Genomic DNA, 16,465 nt, shown 5'->3' on the forward strand with positions numbered 1-16,465 from the left:
GACATGATCACCGGGTAATCGTCATAGATCGCGGCGTCACGCCCCCAGCGTCCGCAACAGGAACTCGTAGATCAGCGCCGCTCGGAACGCCGCCTGCGAATTGTCCGCGGCGCCGCCGTGTCCGCCCTCGATGTTCTCGTAGTACTGCACCGGCTGACCCGCGTCTTCCAGCGCCGCGGTCATCTTGCGGGCATGGCCGGGGTGCACCCGGTCGTCGCGCGTCGAGGTGGTGATGAGCACCGGCGGATACCTGCGCTCGGACGAGATGTTCTGGTAGGGCGAGTATTCCGAGATGAACTCCCAGTCACCCGGATCGTCGGGGTTGCCGTACTCGGCCACCCACGACGCTCCGGCCAGCAGCAGGTGGAACCGACGCATGTCGAGTAGCGGCACGCTGCACACCAGCGCTCCGAACAACTCCGGATACTGCGTGAGCATGATGCCCATGAGCAGCCCACCGTTGCTGCCGCCCTGGGCGCCCAGCTGGTCGACCGTGGTGATTCCGCGCTCGACGAGATCGGCTGCCACAGCGGCGAAGTCCTCGCCGACGAGGTGCCGGCCCTCGCGCATCGCCTGGGTGTGCCACGTCGGCCCGTACTCGCCGCCGCCGCGGATGTTCGCCAGCACGTAGGTCCCGCCCCGCGACAACCACAGCCGGCCCAGCACACCGTCGTAGCCGGGCGTCCGCGCCACCTCGAAACCGCCGTAGCCGCCCAGCAGCGTCGGCCCCGGTGCCTGCTTGTGCCGGTGTCCGACCACGAAGTACGGGATCTTCGTGCCGTCCGCTGACGTGGCGAAATGCTGGTCGACCTTCAGGTCGGCGGCGTCGAAAAATGAAGGCGCACGCTTGATCTCGGTCAGCTCGCCGCCAGCCATCCCGTGCAGCAGCCGCGAGGGGGTGTCGAAACCGCTGGAGTCCAGGAAGATCTCGTCACCGAGGTCGTCGGCGGCCACGATCACGGTGTTGGTGTTGTCCGGCAACCCGGGCACGGGCTGCGCCGTCCACGCACCGGGGGTGTACACGTCGACCCGGCTCGCGACATCGGCGAGGGTGACGACGACCAGCCGGTCGCGGGTCCACGCGTAGTGGTGCAGGCACGTGTGCTCGTCGGGCTCGAACACCACCTGCAGCTGCTGTGTCCCGCTGCGGTATTCGTCGTAGTTCGCGGCGAGCAGCGACCCCGCGCGGTACTGCTCGGTGCCGGTGTCCCAGTCGGTGCGCAGCTCGATGAGCAGCCACTCCCGGTGCGCCGACACCGTGGCGTCGGTCGGCGCGTCGATGCGGATGAGCTCACCGCCGCGCAACTCGTAGACCTCGTCGTTGAAGAAGTCGACGGCGCGACGCACCATCGTGCGCTCGAAACCCGGGGTGAGGTCTACCGACGCGGTGACGATGACGTCGGTCGCGTCGCCGGAGAAGACCGTCTCCGCCTCGGCCAACGGCGTGCCGCGGCGCCACCGCTTGACCAGCCGCGGGTAGCCGGATTCGGTCAGCGCGCCCTCCCCGAAATCCGTGCCCACCAGCACGGTGTCCTCGTCCTCCCAGCTGATCGCCGTCTTGGCTTCGGGGAGTTCGAACCCGTCATCGACGAATTGCCGTGCGGCGATGTCGAATTCCCGCACTATCGCGGCGTCCGCACCGCCGCGTGAAAGGCTCACCAGTGCGCGGGTGTGGTCGGGTTCGAGGACGTCGGAGCCCGCCCACACCCAGTTCTCGTCGTCGGCCCGCGCCAGCGCGTCGACGTCGATGACGACGTCCCACTCCGGTTCCTCGGTGCGGTAACTCTCCAGCGTGGTCCGCCGCCACAACCCCCGCGGGTTGGCCGCATCGCGCCAGAAGTTGTAGAGGTATTCGCCGCGGCGGCGGACGTAGGGGATGCGCGCATCGGTGTCGAGCACCTCGAGCGCTTCGGTGCGCATCTGCTCGAACCGCTCACCGCCGAGGTCGGCAAGGGTCGGTTCGTTGTGCCGTCGCACCCAGTCCAGGGCGTCGTCGCCGGTGATGTCCTCGAGCCACAGGTACGCGTCGTCAGTCACGCACCCATTGTGCGCGACCGCCTCAGCTCAGGTGGTGCACCTCCTGCAGCCCGTACACCGGTGTCGGGACTCCTTCGAAGCGGGCCTTGAGTTGCAGTGCCAGATACAGCGAGTAATGCCGCGACTGGTGCAGGTTGCCGCCGTGGAACCACAGGTTCTCCTGCTGCGTCGGCTTCCACATGTTGCGCTGCTCACCCTCCCACGGCCCGGGGTCCTTGGTGGTCGACGAGCCCAGACCCCACACCTTGCCCACCTTGTCGGCCACGTCCTGGCCGATCAGGTCGGCGGCCCAGCCGTTCATCGAGCCGTAGCCCGTCGCGTAGACCACCACGTCGGCCGGCAGTTCGGTGCCGTCGTCCAGCACCACCGAGTTCTCGGTCAGATGCGACACCTGACCGTGGGCGAGCCTGATCGTCCCGTCGGCCACCAGATCGCACGCCCCGACGTCGATGTAGTAGCCCGAACCGCGGCGCAGATACTTCATGAACAGGCCGGAACCGTCGTCGCCCCAATCCAATTCGAACCCCGCGGCCGTCAGCCGTTCGTAGAAGTCCTTGTCCCGGTCCCGGATCGCGTCGTAGATCGGCTTCTGGAACTCGTGCATGATCCGGTACGGCAGCGACGCGAACGTCAGGTCGGCCTTCTCCGTCGTCATCCCCGCTGCGAGGGCGCGCTCCGAATACAGGTCCCCGAGGCCGAGATCCATCAGCGAATCCGATTTCACGATGTGCGTCGACGAGCGCTGCACCATCGTCGTGTCGACGCCGTTCTCGACCAGCGCCTTGCAGATGTCGTGGGCGGAGTTGTTCGACCCGATCACGACGGCGTGCATCCCGACGTAGCGATCCGGTCCGGGATGGGCGCTGGAGTGGTGCTGCTCGCCGCGGAACACGTCCTGGCCCGGCAACGTCGGGACGTTGGGTTTGCCGGACATGCCGGTGGCCAGGATCAGCTGTGTCGGGCGCAGCGTGAGGCGCTCCCCGTCGCGGTCCACCTCGACCGTCCACGTCTTCGTCTCCTCGTCGAACGAGGCCGACAGGCAGGACGTCTTCGACCAGTACGGCACCTCCATCACCCGGGTGTAGAACTCCAGCCAGTCGCCGATCTTGTCCTTCGGCGCGAACACCGGCCAGTTCTGCGGGAACGGCAGGTAGGGCAGGTGGTCGTACCACACCGGATCGTGCAAACACAGCGACTTGTAGCGCTTGCGCCACTGGTCGCCCGGCCGCTCGTGGCGGTCGACGACGATCGCGGGCACCCCGAGCTGGCGCAGCCGCGCGCCGAGCGCGATACCGCCCTGCCCACCGCCGATCACCAGCGCATAAGGCTGCACCGTCCGCCCGAGCGCCGCTTCCTCTTCGGCGCGCTTCTCCGCCCAGGACCGCGGATCGGGATCGGACCCGTGGACCGCGCCGAGCACCCGCGACGGCCCCTTCGGCTCCTCGTGGTCCTTGAGCTCCTGCATGGCGGTCAGCAGCGTCCAGGCCACATCATTTCCCGCGGAGTCGCCCCGCAGCCGCAGGTGCCCGACGCCGCGGCCGACGGCGGTCTCGAACTCGATGAACGCCGTCGTGACGTCGCCGTCGGCCGTGGGGGCCTCCCGGGTCCGGAAGTGCGCGGGATCTGTCTCGGCGAGCCGGGTGATGAGCATGTCGGCGATACCGTCGCGACCTTCGAGGGTCTTGAGGTTCCAGGTGAACGCGACCAGGTCGCGCCAGAAGCTGTCGGTCGCGAACTTCGCCACCACGCGCTCGATGTCACGCACCGCCAGGGCGGCTTCGAAGTCGGCGAGCCAGGCGTCGACGCGCTGCTGCGGGGTCAGGTCCGTGGTGGGTTCCAGGGTCTGTGTCATGTGACACAGGGCACACCGCGGGACGGGGTGTGCACAAGGGTTGCACGCCGTTGCACCGCCGCGTGCAACCCGATGCAGCTCTTTCGAGATGTGGCCGCGGTCACATAGAACAGCGGGATGGCAACCGCATTGGCGCGCAGCTGTGACGGGGAGCACAATCGGCTGTGATGCCTCGTCCGCCTGTTCCCGAGCCCGCTGTCGCAGCGGGTGAGGACCCGCGTCAGTACGCCCGGCTGATGTCGGCGGTCTACGACGCCACCATGGCGGGTGACCGCGCCCCGGCGCGACCCCGCAGGGTCATCGAGGAATCCTGGCACCGGCTGATGGCGCGTGGCATCGAGCCCGACGCGCTGCCCGAACCCGAGGTGGAGGGCACCACGCTGGAGGAGTTGCGCCAGTCGTCGGGCCTGATGTCGGTGCTCGAGGATCTCTCGCGTGGGCTGGAATCGCTGATCGTCGAAGGCGCCAACATCCTGGTGGTCGCCGATGCGCGCGGGCGGGTGCTGTGGCGGGCGGGTTCCCGTGCGGTTCTCGGATCCGCGGATCGGCTGGGCTTCATCGAGGGTGCGCACTGGGGCGAGAACGCGGTCGGCACCAACGCCATCGGCACTGCGCTGATGTCGAACACCGCGGTGCAGGTGTTCTCCGCCGAGCACTACTCGCGCAGCCACCACCCGTGGACGTGCGCCGGCGCCCCCATCAAGGACCCCCGCACCGGCCACGTCATCGGCGTGGTCGACGTGTCCGGTCCCGCAGCCACCGTGCATCCGACGACGGTGGCGCTGGTCGACGCCGTCGCGCGCCTCGCCGAATCCCGTCTGCGCGAACAACACAACCGCACACTGAACAGCCTGCGGATGGTCGCCGCGCCCATCCTCGCCCGCATCGGCAGCCCCGCCCTTGCGGTCGACCCCGACGGCTGGGTAGCCGCGGTCGACTCGCTTCCGCCGCACCACCGGATCGCGCTGCCCCGCGAGGTCGCGCCCGGCCGCCTGCTCGTCCCGGCCCTGGGACTGTGCGACGTCGATCCGCTGCCCGGCGGATGGCTGGTCAGGTTGGCCGACGACCACGAAGCCGCCGCCGGGGTCGGGGCGCAGGTCGCGCTGGACCTGCGCAACCCTGACGCGCCGGCACTGCAGATGGTCGGCCAGGTCGGCGGCTGGCGCCGTTCCCTGAGACTGCGGCACGCGGAAATCCTTCTCGCACTGTCGATTCGATGCGAAGGACGGTCGGCGCCCGAGTTGGCCGTCGACCTGTACGGCGATGCGTCGCGGGTGGTGACGGTGCGCGCCGAGGTGTCGCGGATGCGCAAGCAGTTCGGCGGACTGCTCGCCGCACAGCCGTACCGCATCGCCCACTCCGTACGTCTCGACGTGCAGTACCCCGCCGACATGATGCGGCTCCTGCCCACGTCGACCGCTCCCGTCGTCCACGCCGCCCGTCTCGAACGCCCGAATTCCCAACCCCTTCAAGGAGGAAACGCATGACTGTTTACGCCCGTCCGGGTGCCGCTGATGCATTGATGGCTTACGAGTCGCGGTACGGCAACTTCATCGGGGGTGAGTGGGTGGCGCCGGTCGGCGGCGAGTACTTCGAGAACCTGACACCCGTGACGGGGCAGGCGTTCTGCGAGGTCGCCCGCTCGACGGAGTCCGACATCGACAAGGCGCTCGACGCCGCGCACGCCGCGGCCCCGGCTTGGGGGAAGACCTCACCGGCCGAGCGGGCAGGGGTCCTGCTCAAGATCGCCGACCGGATGGAGGCGAACCTCGAATCGCTCGCGCTCGCCGAGTCGTGGGACAACGGCAAACCGATCCGCGAGACACTCAACGCCGATATTCCGTTGGCAATCGACCACTTTCGCTACTTCGCCGGGGCGGTCCGCGCCCAGGAGGGCGCGCTGTCCCAGATCGACGAGGACACCGTGGCCTATCACTTCCACGAACCCCTCGGCGTCGTCGGCCAGATCATCCCGTGGAACTTCCCGATCCTGATGGCGGTGTGGAAGCTGGCCCCCGCCCTGGCCGCGGGCAACGCGGTCGTCCTCAAACCCGCCGAGCAGACCCCCGCCTCGATCTTGTACCTGATGTCGTTGATCGGCGACCTGTTGCCCGCCGGTGTCCTCAACGTGGTCAACGGATTCGGTTTCGAAGCGGGTAAGCCACTGGCGTCGTCGAACCGGATCGGGAAGATCGCGTTCACCGGCGAGACCACCACGGGCCGGCTCATCATGCAATACGCGTCGCAGAACCTGATTCCCGTCACGCTGGAACTCGGTGGCAAGAGCCCGAACATCTTCTTCTCCGACGTGATGGCCGCCGGCGACGATTTCCAGGACAAGGCGCTCGAGGGATTCACGATGTTCGCCCTCAACCAGGGCGAGGTGTGCACCTGCCCGTCGCGCAGCCTGATCCAGGCCGACATCTACGACGAGTTCCTCGAACTGGCGGCGATCCGCACCAAGGCGGTCCGCCAGGGCGATCCACTCGACACCGAGACCATGATCGGCAGCCAGGCGTCCAACGACCAGCTCGAAAAGGTGCTGTCCTACATCGAGATCGGCAAAGATGAGGGCGCACGCGTGGTCACCGGCGGTGAACGCGCCGAGCTGGGTGGCGACCTCAACGGCGGCTTCTACGTACAGCCGACGATCTTCGAGGGCACCAACAAGATGCGCATCTTCCAGGAGGAGATCTTCGGACCCGTCGTGGCGGTGACGTCGTTCAAGGACTACGACGACGCGATGGGCATGGCCAACGACACGCTCTACGGTCTGGGTGCCGGGGTGTGGAGCCGCGACGGCAACACCGCCTACCGCGCCGGGCGGGACATCAAGGCCGGCCGGGTGTGGACGAACTGCTATCACATGTACCCCGCACACGCGGCGTTCGGCGGCTACAAGCAGTCCGGCATCGGGCGCGAGACCCACAAGATGATGCTCGACCACTACCAGCAGACGAAGAACCTGCTGGTGAGCTACAGCAACAAAGCGCAGGGCTTCTTCTGATGGATGCCGAACGTGAGCTCGTGCGCGACGATTCGCCCGGATCTCGTGCACAAGCTCACGTTCGCCCGCCCCGGGCGCTCGTCACCCAGGCCGCGGCGGACCTCCTCACCGGACTGCAGGGGCGTCACGGCGCGTTGATGTTCCACCAGTCCGGCGGCTGCTGCGACGGGTCGTCGCCGATGTGCTACCCCGACGGGGAGTTCATCGTCGGCGATCGCGACGTCCTGCTGGCGGTGCTCGACGTCGGAGTCGACGGCGTGCCGGTCTGGATCTCCGGCCCGCAGTTCGACACGTGGAAACACACCCAGCTCGTCATCGACGTGGTTCCCGGCCGCGGCGGCGGGTTCAGCCTCGAGGCGCCCGAAGGGATGCGGTTCCTCAGCCGAGGGCGCGCCTTCACCGATGGGGAGAACACCGCCCTCGACCAGGAACCGCCGCTGACGGGCGCCCGGTACGCCGACGGAGACCGCCCGCCGAAGCGTGCTCCGGTCGTCGCGGTGGCCGAAGACGCGTGCCCGATACCCGGGAGGCGCGCCGCGCGCGTGCAGGGTTGACGGCGCCGGCGGCGTTATCGTCGAATGCGTGATACCGCTGCCGCGCCCCTGGCTGCTGACCAGTGCGATGTTGGTCGGCGCCGCGGTCGGGTTGGTGGCCGCCGTCACGTCGACACTGCTGATCACGGCCACCGTCCGCCCTGACGTCGTCATCGCGCTGGCCGTCGGCGTGCCCAGCGTGCTCGGCGTACTCATGGTCCTGATCGCGGGCAAGCGCTGGGTCACCACAGTGGGGGCGTTCGTGCTGGCCGTCGCGCCGGGCTGGCTGGGCGCACTGGCGCTGATCGAGGTGGTCAACGGTGGCTGACAAGAAGAAGGACACCACTGTGGCTGAACACGTGGGGGCCGAACACGCGGGGGCCGAACACGCGGGGGGCGAGCACACGTCGCCGTACCTGCCGACATTCGACACCGGCGGATTCAGCCGACCCGACCCGGTGGGGCCGCTGGCCGCGAAGCCCGAACACACGCTCACCCTCGACCGGGATCCCGACCCCGACCCCGACCCGATCGCGTACCAGGCGCTCGAGTTCGACCCCGAGTCGGAGCCGTTGGTCGTCCCGCCCGCGCAGCCGCTGTCCCTGCCGGGTTCCTACCAGTTCCTCAAACGCTGGGTGTTCGCGCTGGTGCTCGCGGCGGTGTGGGTGGTCGCCGCACCCGTCGGAGCAGGTTTCTACTACTGGTGGGTCGGCGACCTGGATCCCGACAAGACGTGGCCGGTCTACGGCGTCCTGGTCTACCTCGTCTGCTGCACGGTCGCCGGTCTGGTCGTCGCCATGGTGGCGAGGAAGCCGGTGATCTCGGCGCTGGCGATCGCGCTGATGTCGGCGCCGCTCGCGTCCACCGCCGGTGCGGCCGCGCTCTACGGCGGCTACGTATTCGGTTGGATCGCACGCTGACATAGCCGCCCCGACCATTAGGGTGGTGAACGTGACCCACTATGACGTCGTCGTTCTCGGAGCCGGTCCCGGCGGATACGTCTCGGCTATTCGCGCCGCCCAACTCGGGCTGAACACCGCCATCATCGAACCCAAGTACTGGGGCGGCGTGTGTCTGAACGTGGGGTGCATTCCCTCGAAGGCGCTGCTGCGCAACGCCGAACTGGTGCACATCTTCACCAAGGAGGCCAAGACCTTCGGTATCAGCGGTGAGGCGAGCTTCGACTACGGCGCCGCCTACGACCGCAGCCGCAAGGTCGCCGAAGGCCGCGTCGCCGGCGTGCACTTCCTGATGAAGAAGAACAAGATCACCGAGATCGGTGGGTACGGGAAGTTCACCGACGACCACACCATCGAGGTCGACCTCAACGACGGCGGCACCGAGACGGTCACCTTCGACAACGCGATCATCTCGACCGGCGCCAGCACCCGACTGGTTCCCAACACGTCGCTGTCGGAGAACGTCGTCACCTACGAAGAGCAGATCATGGAGCGGGAACTGCCCGGCTCGATCGTCATCGCCGGTGCCGGCGCCATCGGCATGGAGTTCGGATACGTTCTGAAGAACTACGGGGTCGACGTCACGATCGTCGAGTTCCTCCCGCGCGCGCTGCCCAACGAGGATGCCGAGGTCTCCAAGGAGATCGAAAAGCAGTTCAAGAAGCTGGGCGTCAAGATCCTCACCGGCACCAAGGTCGAGTCCATCAAGGACGAAGGCGGCGACGGCTCCGTCATCGTCACCGTCAGCAAGGACGGCAAGTCCCAGGAGCTCAAGGCCGACAAGGTGATGCAGGCCATCGGCTTCTCGCCCAACGTCGAGGGCTACGGCCTGGACAAGGCCGGTGTCGAGTTGACCGATCGCAAGGCCATCGGCATCGACGACTACATGCGCACCAACAAGCCGCACATCTACGCGATCGGTGACGTCACCGGCAAGCTGCAACTCGCTCACGTCGCCGAGGCGATGGGTGTGGTGGCGGCCGAGACCATCGCCGGCGCGGAGACGCTGCCGCTGGGCGACTACCGGATGATGCCGCGCGCCACGTTCTGCCAGCCACAGGTCGCCAGCTTCGGGCTCACCGAGGAGCAGGCCCGCGAGGAGGGCTACGACGTCAAGGTCGCGAAATTCCCCTTCACCGCCAACGGCAAGGCACACGGGATGGGCGCCCCGGCCGGTTTCGTCAAGCTCATCGCCGACGCCAAATACGGTGAGCTGATCGGCGGCCATCTCATCGGCCACGACGTCTCCGAACTGCTGCCCGAACTCACCCTCGCGCAGAAATGGGATCTGACCGCCAACGAACTGGCTCGCAACGTGCACACCCACCCGACGATGTCGGAGGCGCTGCAGGAAGCCTTCCACGGCCTCGTCGGCCACATGATCAACTTTTGAGAAACGAGATCGTCGCCGGTGTCGGCGGATTCGTGGTCGGCCACATCCTGTGGCTGATCGCGATCTCACTGGCCACCAACGCCACCGACGTCAGCACGTGGGTGCTGGTGGTGGCCGGTCTGTCGTTCGTGCTGGGCGCCGTCGCGGGCTATCTCGGGTGGCGCAAGTTCCAGCGCACGTCCTATGTATGGTCGACGTTCCTGTGGGGCCTGGCGGTCTCGCCGGTGCTGTTCTCGATCATCGTCCTGGGCGTGACGTACCTGTAGCGGTCAGTCCGGGAAGTCCAGCGGCACCTGCAGCGTCGCGATCGTCGCCGCCAGACCGTCGTAATGTGCTGCGAGCAAGCAGAATTCGATGAGCTGCGGTTTCGTCAGATGCCGGGCCAGTATCGCCCACGTCTGTGGCGACACCCCACGGGTGACCACGAACTCGTCGGTCGCGGTGACGAGCACCCGCTGCCGGTCGGTGAGGCCCGCGGCGTCGGGGCCCTCGAAGATCCTGGCCTGCAGCTCGGCGTTCAGGCCGCGACTGCGGGCCAGCCGACGATGCTGCTGCAGCTCGTATTCACACTCCCGCAGATGGCCCACCCGCAGGATCACGATCTCGGCGTCCTGGCGGGACAACTTGCCCAGCGGGCCGAGCAGCACACCGCTGTAGGGCAGGAACGCCAGGAACAGCAGACGGTGCTGGCCCAGCACGGTGAACAGGCTGAACCGTGGCGCGCGGATGGCCCGTGCGCCGGCCTTCGCGATCACCCAGTTGAGCGGTCCGAGTTCCCGGAACCCCCCGGGCGCGATACGGGTCACGACTGCTTCACCAGATACGGCGAGACCGTGGACCGGTGCTCGTCGAGGTCGAGGGCCCGGCCGAGAGCGGGGAACGCCCGCTGCGGACAGTTGTCCCGCTCGCAGACGCGGCAGCCGGCCCCGATGGGTGTCGCATTGTCACCAGAAAGATCCAATCCCTCCGAGTAGACCAGCCGATGCGCGTGGCGCAATTCGCAACCGAGGCCGATCGCGAACGTCTTACCCGGCTGACCATAGCGCGAGGCGCGGCGCTCCACCGTCCGCGCCACCCACAGGTAATTGCGGCCGTCAGGCATCTGGGCGATCTGGACGAGGATCTTGCCCGGGTTGGCGAAGGTCTCGTAGACGTTCCACAGCGGGCACGTACCGCCGCTGGACGAGAAGTGAAAGCCCGTCGCGGACTGGCGCTTCGACATGTTGCCGGCACGGTCGACCCGGACGAAGGAGAACGGCACTCCCCGCATCGACGGCCGTTGCAGCGTGGAGAGCCGGTGCCCGATCGTCTCGTAGCTGACCGAGTAGAACGCCGAGAGCCGTTCGACGTCGTAACGGAAGTTCTCCGCGACGTCGTGGAACTGCCGGTAGGGGAGCACCGTCGCGGCGGCGAAGTAGTTGGCCAGGCCGAGGCGGGCCAGGGTGCGCGACTCGTCGCTGGTGAACATGCCCTCGTCGACCATCTTGTCGATGAGGGCGCCGAATTCGAGGTAGGCCAGTTCGGCGGCCATCTTGAACACCTGCTGTCCGACCGACAGGTGGGTGCTCATCTCGAGGGTCTTGGTGCCGGGTTCGAACCGGTGCAGCACCGTGTCTCCCAGGTCGATGCGGCGCACGATGTGCACACCGTGGACCGTCGACAGCCGGTTGGAGAGTTCGCCGGCGAGGTCGCCGCGGTGCATGCGCATGCGGACCGTCAGGTCCTCGGCGGCGCTGTCGAGCTCGTGCAGGTAGTTCTGGCGTTGGTAGAAGTAGTCGCGGACTTCCTCGTGGGGCATCGTGATCGACCCGGAGCCGCTGCCTCCCATACTGGCACCGCTGTAGCGGTCCTCGGTCGCCGCGGCCAGCTGCGTCGTGGTCAGCCGGTAGCGGCGGTGCAGGTTGACCATCGCGCGGGCCAGCGTCGGATGCGCCATCACCATGTCGGCGATCTCGGATACGTCGACGTCGACGCCCAGGTCGCGGTCCATGGCCACCTCGCGGAGTTCGGCGACCAGCCGGGTGTCGTCCTGGGAGGCGAAGAAGGTCGCGTCGACACCGAACACCTCGGTGATGCGCAGGAGTACCGCGACCGTCAGAGGACGGACGTCGTGCTCGATCTGATTGAGGTAGCTCGGTGAGATCTCGAGCATCTGCGCCAGCGCGGCCTGGCTGTATCCCCGTTCGCTACGCAGTTGCCGAACCCGCGACCCCACGAACGTTTTTGGCACGTCAACCAGCGTAACAACGTTGCGAATCAGTTGCTTCGCAGTCTTGGCACGGGGCAGGCTGTGGCAGTATCGGGGCGCCTGGTATCAACACGCCGGGCAGTGAGCCAGGGAGGACCGCAGGTGGCCGGCACGATGTCCGCAGGCACGGGGCTGAGCAAGACCATGATGCCGGTGCCCGATCCCCACCCCGACGTCTTCGACACCGGCTGGCCGCTGCGGGTCGCCGACGTCGACCGCACCGGACGGCTGAAGTTCGACGCCGCGACCCGCCACATTCAGGACATCGGGTCCGACCACCTTCGCGAACTCGGCTACGAGGCGACGCACCCGCTGTGGATCGTGCGGCGCACGATGATCGACCTGATCCGCCCCATCGAGTTCCAGGACATGCTGCGGCTGCGGCGCTGGTGCTCGGGCACGTCGAACCGGTGGTGCGAGATGCGGGTCCGCATAGACGGCCGCAAGGGCGGGCTGATGGAGTCCGAGGCGTTCTGGATCAACATCAACCGCGAGACCCAGGGGCCCGCGCGTATCTCCGACGACTTCATCGCCGGGTTGCAGCGCACCACCGACGTCAACCGGTTGCGCTGGAAGGCATACCTGAGCGCGGGCAGTCGCGACGACGCCCGGGAGATCCGTGAGTATCCGGTGCGGGTCAGCGACATCGACATCTTCGACCATATGAACAACTCGGTGCACTGGTCGGTGGTCGAGGACTACCTGTACCACCATCCCGAGTTGCTGCGGGCGCCGCTTCGGGTGACGATCGAACACGACCTTCCCGTGGCTCTCGGCGACAAGCTCGAGATCATCTCTCACGTCCATCCGGCCGGATCGACCGACAAGTTCGGTGTGGATCTGGTGGATCGGACTGTTACAACGCTCACATATGCGGTCGGCGACGAGACAAAAGCCATCGCATGCCTGTTCGCGCTCTGACGTTCCCGGTTTAACAGTACGAGCGTACTGACCAGCGGAAACCGGTTACTCGCGAGTAGCTACTGAACCGGTCAAGCAACGTGCGTCTTCGCAACCTTCGCAACTTCCCGAACGCGCTTGGCAAAAGTTGGCGACTGAAACGGGTGGACCTGCGGTTATGCGGTAGTGCATCCTCGGATTAGCACAGCAGTGAAGTCGTGCTGGTGTTAACAAGCCGGGAACTCCGGCAGCACCGGTAGCGATGCAAGTAAACGAAGGAGCTCCCATGTCGAGCGTTGGCACGCCGAAATCACCGGACCAGATCAAGCAGGACTGGGACACCAACCCCCGGTGGAAGGGCATCACCCGCGAGTACTCCGCCGAAGACGTCGTCGCCCTGCAGGGTTCGGTCGTCGAGGAGAACACCCTGGCCCGTCGCGGCGCGGAGGTGCTCTGGAACCAGCTGCACGACCTCGAGTACGTCAACGCGCTCGGTGCGCTCACCGGCAACATGGCCGTCCAGCAGGTCCGCGCCGGACTGAAGGCCATCTACCTGTCCGGCTGGCAGGTCGCCGGTGACGCGAACCTGTCCGGCCACACCTACCCCGACCAGAGCCTCTACCCGGCCAACTCGGTGCCGCAGGTGGTTCGCCGCATCAACAATGCGCTGTTGCGTGCTGACCAGATCGCCAAGGTCGAGGGTGACACGTCGGTCGAGAACTGGCTCGCCCCGATCGTCGCCGACGGGGAGGCCGGCTTCGGCGGCGCGCTCAACGTGTACGAGCTGCAGAAGGCCATGATCGCCGCCGGTGTCGCCGGTTCGCACTGGGAGGACCAGCTGGCCTCGGAGAAGAAGTGCGGCCACCTCGGTGGCAAGGTGCTGATCCCCACCCAGCAGCACATCCGCACGTTGACGTCTGCCCGGCTCGCGGCTGACGTGGCTGACGTGCCGACCCTCGTCATCGCCCGTACCGACGCCGAGGCCGCCACGCTGATCACCTCCGACGTCGACGAGCGCGACCAGCCGTTCATCACCGGTGAGCGGACGAAGGAAGGCTTCTACCGGGTGAAGAACGGCCTCGAGCCGTGCATCGCCCGCGCCAAGGCCTACGCGCCGTACTCGGACCTCATCTGGATGGAGACCGGCACGCCGGACCTGGAACTGGCCCGCAAGTTCGCCGAGGGCGTCAAGTCGGAGTTCCCCGACCAGATGCTGTCCTACAACTGCTCGCCGTCGTTCAACTGGCGCAAGCACCTCGACGACGCGACCATCGCGAAGTTCCAGAAGGAGCTCGGCGCGATGGGCTTCAAGTTCCAGTTCATCACGCTGGCGGGCTTCCACGCCCTGAACTACTCGATGTTCGATCTGGCCTACGGCTACGCCCGCAACCAGATGACCGCCTACGTCGAGCTGCAGGAGCGCGAGTTCGCCGCCGAGGAGCGGGGTTACACCGCGACGAAGCACCAGCGCGAGGTCGGCGCCGGTTACTTCGACCGGATCGCGACCACCGTGGACCCGACGTCGTCGACCACGGCGCTCACCGGCTCGACCGAAGAGGGCCAGTTCCACTAAGAGCATCCATCGCCGAGCGCACGGTTGTTGCACGCAAACGTCGAGTAGACGTGACAACAACCGTGCGCTCGTCGTCTGTTAGGAAGTAGCAGTGAGCAATCCCATTGAACGAGTAGGCGTGATCGGTGCCGGGCAGATGGGCGCGGGTATCGCCGAGGTGTCCGCCCGCGCGGGTGTCGACGTGCTGGCGTTCGAGACCACCGATGCACTCGTCACCGCGGGCCGCAACCGCATCACCAAATCGCTCGAGCGCGGCGTGAGCGTCGGCAAGGTCACCGACCGCGAGAAGTCCGCGGCGCTGGGGAAGCTGCGCTTCACCACCTCGCTGGCGGATTTCGCGGACCGCCAGCTGGTGATCGAGGCGATCATCGAAGACGTGGCGATCAAGGCCAAGGTCTTCGCCGAGCTCGACAGGGTCATCACCGACCCCGACGCCGTGCTGGCGTCGAACACCTCGAGCATCCCGATCATGAAACTGGGTGCGGCCACGCAGAATCCGGCCCGCGTGCTGGGCCTGCACTTCTTCAACCCGGTGCCGGTGCTGCCGCTGGTCGAGCTGGTCGGCACGCTGACCACCTCTGAGGCGGCGATCGCCCGGACGGAGCAGTTCGCCAGTGACGTGCTCGGGAAGCAGGTGGTGCGCTGCAGTGACCGGTCGGGTTTCGTGGTGAACGCGCTGCTGGTGCCGTATCTGCTGTCGGCGATCCGGATGGTCGAGGCGGGCTTCGCCACCATCGAGGACGTCGACAAGGCCGTCGTCGCGGGCCTGTCGCATCCGATGGGGCCGCTGCGGTTGAGCGATCTGATCGGCCTGGACACCATGAAGCTGATCGCCGACGCGATGTTCGACGAGCTCAAGGACGCCCACTACGCCCCGCCGCCGCTGCTGCTGCGCATGGTCGAGGCGGGTCAGCTGGGCAAGAAGAGCGGCCAGGGCTTCTACAAGTATTAGCTATTGCGCCGAGCGCACGGTTGTTGTACGCAAACGTCGAGTAGAGCCGTCAACAACCGTGCACTCGGCGAGCCTTCATCACCCGGTCGATGATCTCGGCCCTGCGGTAGCGGAGCTGGGTAGCACTCACACGAACGATCAGCCAACCTCGCGCCGCGAGGAACTCGAGGCGTTCGATGTCCCCGGCGTAGTCGTCGGGATTGGTGAAGTGCTGTTCGCCGTCGTACTCGACACCGACCCGGATGTCCGGCCAACCCAAGTCGATGCGGCGAACGACTCGTCCGCGGTCGTCGTGCACCGGTATCTGTGTCACTGGTCGCGGCAACCCTGACCGCACGAGCAGTAGACGCAGTCGGGTTTCCTGCGGGGACTCGGCGCCGGCGTCGACCAGTGTCATCGTCCTGCGCAGCCGGCGAATGCCCCTGGCCCCGGAATGACGTGCGGCGACCGCGTCGACGGCCGGGGGTGCCACGCCGGTCGCGTTGAGCAGTGCGTCGAGGCGGATGACGCCCATCTGTTCGGTGAGTCGGCGCCCGAGGTCGTAAGCCGTTCTGGCGACGGTCGTGCAGCGCATGGCGTCGACCACGCACACCTCGTCGTCACGAAAGTTGTTGCAGCGCGCGATCATTCCTCTGGCTGCCGGGCGGCGGGAATGGGCGATCTCCACGGGTGCATCCGGCGCAATCCAACGACTGCCGAGCACAGCCGCCGCGCAGTGCCCGGTGAGCGTGGCCCGCCTTCCCGACCAGAGCCAGGCCGCCCGTGCCCGGTCCGCAGCAGTCAGTTCGGCGCCGTTGGGCACGTAAACATTGCGATAGACCATCGTGTAGCGCCGCCGGATGTCCCGGCGCGTCAGTTCGCCCGACTCGAGCGCTTCCGTGGCGACGACGAGTGTGGCTCCCACGCCTCTCATCGTCAGGCCGCCGGGGCGCCCGACCCGACGGCAATTGCTCAACCTGTGGACAACTGCGGCGACTGCACGGTTGTTGTACGCAAACGTCGAGAGGGGGT

General features: G+C 67.1%; 15 protein-coding genes. 10 read left to right on the forward strand and 5 right to left on the reverse strand.

The genetic code is table 11. The annotated features are described in order from the left end of the window. Window positions 1-36: 36 nt before the first annotated feature. Window positions 37-2,037, reverse strand: a complete 2,001-nt coding sequence (locus tag I7X18_RS03580; RefSeq protein ID WP_193044519.1) for a prolyl oligopeptidase family serine peptidase — start codon at window positions 2,035-2,037, stop codon at window positions 37-39. Between the two features lie 22 nt (window positions 2,038-2,059). Further along, window positions 2,060-3,889, reverse strand: a complete 1,830-nt coding sequence (locus I7X18_RS03585; RefSeq protein ID WP_193044518.1) for an NAD(P)/FAD-dependent oxidoreductase — start codon at window positions 3,887-3,889, stop codon at window positions 2,060-2,062. Window positions 3,890-4,056: 167 nt separating this feature from the next. On the opposite strand from I7X18_RS03585, the gene I7X18_RS03590 reads away from it, so the two are divergent. Genes I7X18_RS03590 through I7X18_RS03620 form a run of 7 tightly spaced genes read left to right on the forward strand, consistent with a single transcriptional unit; the run spans window position 4,057 to window position 10,047 of the window. Beyond that, entirely contained in the window at window positions 4,057-5,376 is a 1,320-nt protein-coding gene (locus tag I7X18_RS03590; RefSeq protein ID WP_193044517.1) for a GAF domain-containing protein, read from the forward strand. Further along, entirely contained in the window at window positions 5,373-6,896 is a 1,524-nt protein-coding gene (gene adh, locus I7X18_RS03595; protein ID WP_193044516.1) for an aldehyde dehydrogenase, read from the forward strand. The genes I7X18_RS03590 and adh overlap by 4 nt, the downstream gene beginning before the upstream one ends. Next, on the forward strand, window positions 6,896-7,450 hold the full coding sequence (locus I7X18_RS03600; RefSeq protein WP_226862940.1) for a DUF779 domain-containing protein: 555 nt from the start codon (window positions 6,896-6,898) through the stop codon (window positions 7,448-7,450). Before adh ends, I7X18_RS03600 begins: the two co-directional genes overlap by 1 nt. 28 nt (window positions 7,451-7,478) lie before the next feature. Further along, window positions 7,479-7,757: a putative holin gene (locus tag I7X18_RS03605; RefSeq protein WP_193044515.1), complete on the forward strand. Its 279-nt coding sequence runs from the start codon at window positions 7,479-7,481 to the stop codon at window positions 7,755-7,757. Further along, a complete protein-coding gene (locus I7X18_RS03610) occupies window positions 7,750-8,349 on the forward strand; it encodes a hypothetical protein (RefSeq protein ID WP_232375403.1) in 600 nt (199 codons plus the stop codon). Before I7X18_RS03605 ends, I7X18_RS03610 begins: the two co-directional genes overlap by 8 nt. A gap of 31 nt (window positions 8,350-8,380) precedes the next feature. Continuing rightward, a complete protein-coding gene (gene lpdA / locus I7X18_RS03615) occupies window positions 8,381-9,781 on the forward strand; it encodes a dihydrolipoyl dehydrogenase (protein ID WP_193044514.1) in 1,401 nt (466 codons plus the stop codon). Next, window positions 9,778-10,047, forward strand: coding sequence for a hypothetical protein (locus tag I7X18_RS03620; RefSeq protein ID WP_193044513.1), 270 nt, complete (start codon window positions 9,778-9,780; stop codon window positions 10,045-10,047). The genes lpdA and I7X18_RS03620 overlap by 4 nt, the downstream gene beginning before the upstream one ends. 3 nt (window positions 10,048-10,050) lie before the next feature. On the opposite strand, the gene I7X18_RS03625 is transcribed toward I7X18_RS03620, so the two are convergent. Beyond that, a complete protein-coding gene (locus I7X18_RS03625; RefSeq protein WP_193044512.1) occupies window positions 10,051-10,587 on the reverse strand; it encodes a carboxymuconolactone decarboxylase family protein in 537 nt (178 codons plus the stop codon). After that, window positions 10,584-12,011, reverse strand: coding sequence for an acetate metabolism transcriptional regulator RamB (ramB, locus tag I7X18_RS03630; protein WP_193044511.1), 1,428 nt, complete (start codon window positions 12,009-12,011; stop codon window positions 10,584-10,586). Before ramB ends, I7X18_RS03625 begins: the two co-directional genes overlap by 4 nt. Window positions 12,012-12,143: 132 nt before the next feature. Between ramB and I7X18_RS03635 the strand changes: the two genes are divergently transcribed. From I7X18_RS03635 to I7X18_RS03645, 3 genes are all read left to right on the forward strand, one after another. Further along, window positions 12,144-12,950, forward strand: a complete 807-nt coding sequence (locus tag I7X18_RS03635; protein WP_193044994.1) for an acyl-[acyl-carrier-protein] thioesterase — start codon at window positions 12,144-12,146, stop codon at window positions 12,948-12,950. Window positions 12,951-13,215: 265 nt separating this feature from the next. Further along, complete coding sequence (gene aceA, locus I7X18_RS03640; RefSeq protein ID WP_193044510.1) at window positions 13,216-14,502, forward strand: isocitrate lyase; 1,287 nt, start codon at window positions 13,216-13,218, stop codon at window positions 14,500-14,502. A gap of 91 nt (window positions 14,503-14,593) precedes the next feature. Further along, window positions 14,594-15,454: a 3-hydroxybutyryl-CoA dehydrogenase gene (locus I7X18_RS03645; protein WP_193044509.1), complete on the forward strand. Its 861-nt coding sequence runs from the start codon at window positions 14,594-14,596 to the stop codon at window positions 15,452-15,454. Between the two features lie 49 nt (window positions 15,455-15,503). Here the strand turns inward: I7X18_RS03645 and I7X18_RS03650 are convergent, their stop codons facing one another. Continuing rightward, complete coding sequence (locus I7X18_RS03650; protein WP_232375404.1) at window positions 15,504-16,358, reverse strand: endonuclease domain-containing protein; 855 nt, start codon at window positions 16,356-16,358, stop codon at window positions 15,504-15,506. Window positions 16,359-16,465 lie beyond the last annotated feature (107 nt).

The organism is Mycolicibacterium baixiangningiae, from assembly GCF_016313185.1.
In the GTDB taxonomy this organism is placed as follows: domain Bacteria; phylum Actinomycetota; class Actinomycetes; order Mycobacteriales; family Mycobacteriaceae; genus Mycobacterium; species Mycobacterium baixiangningiae.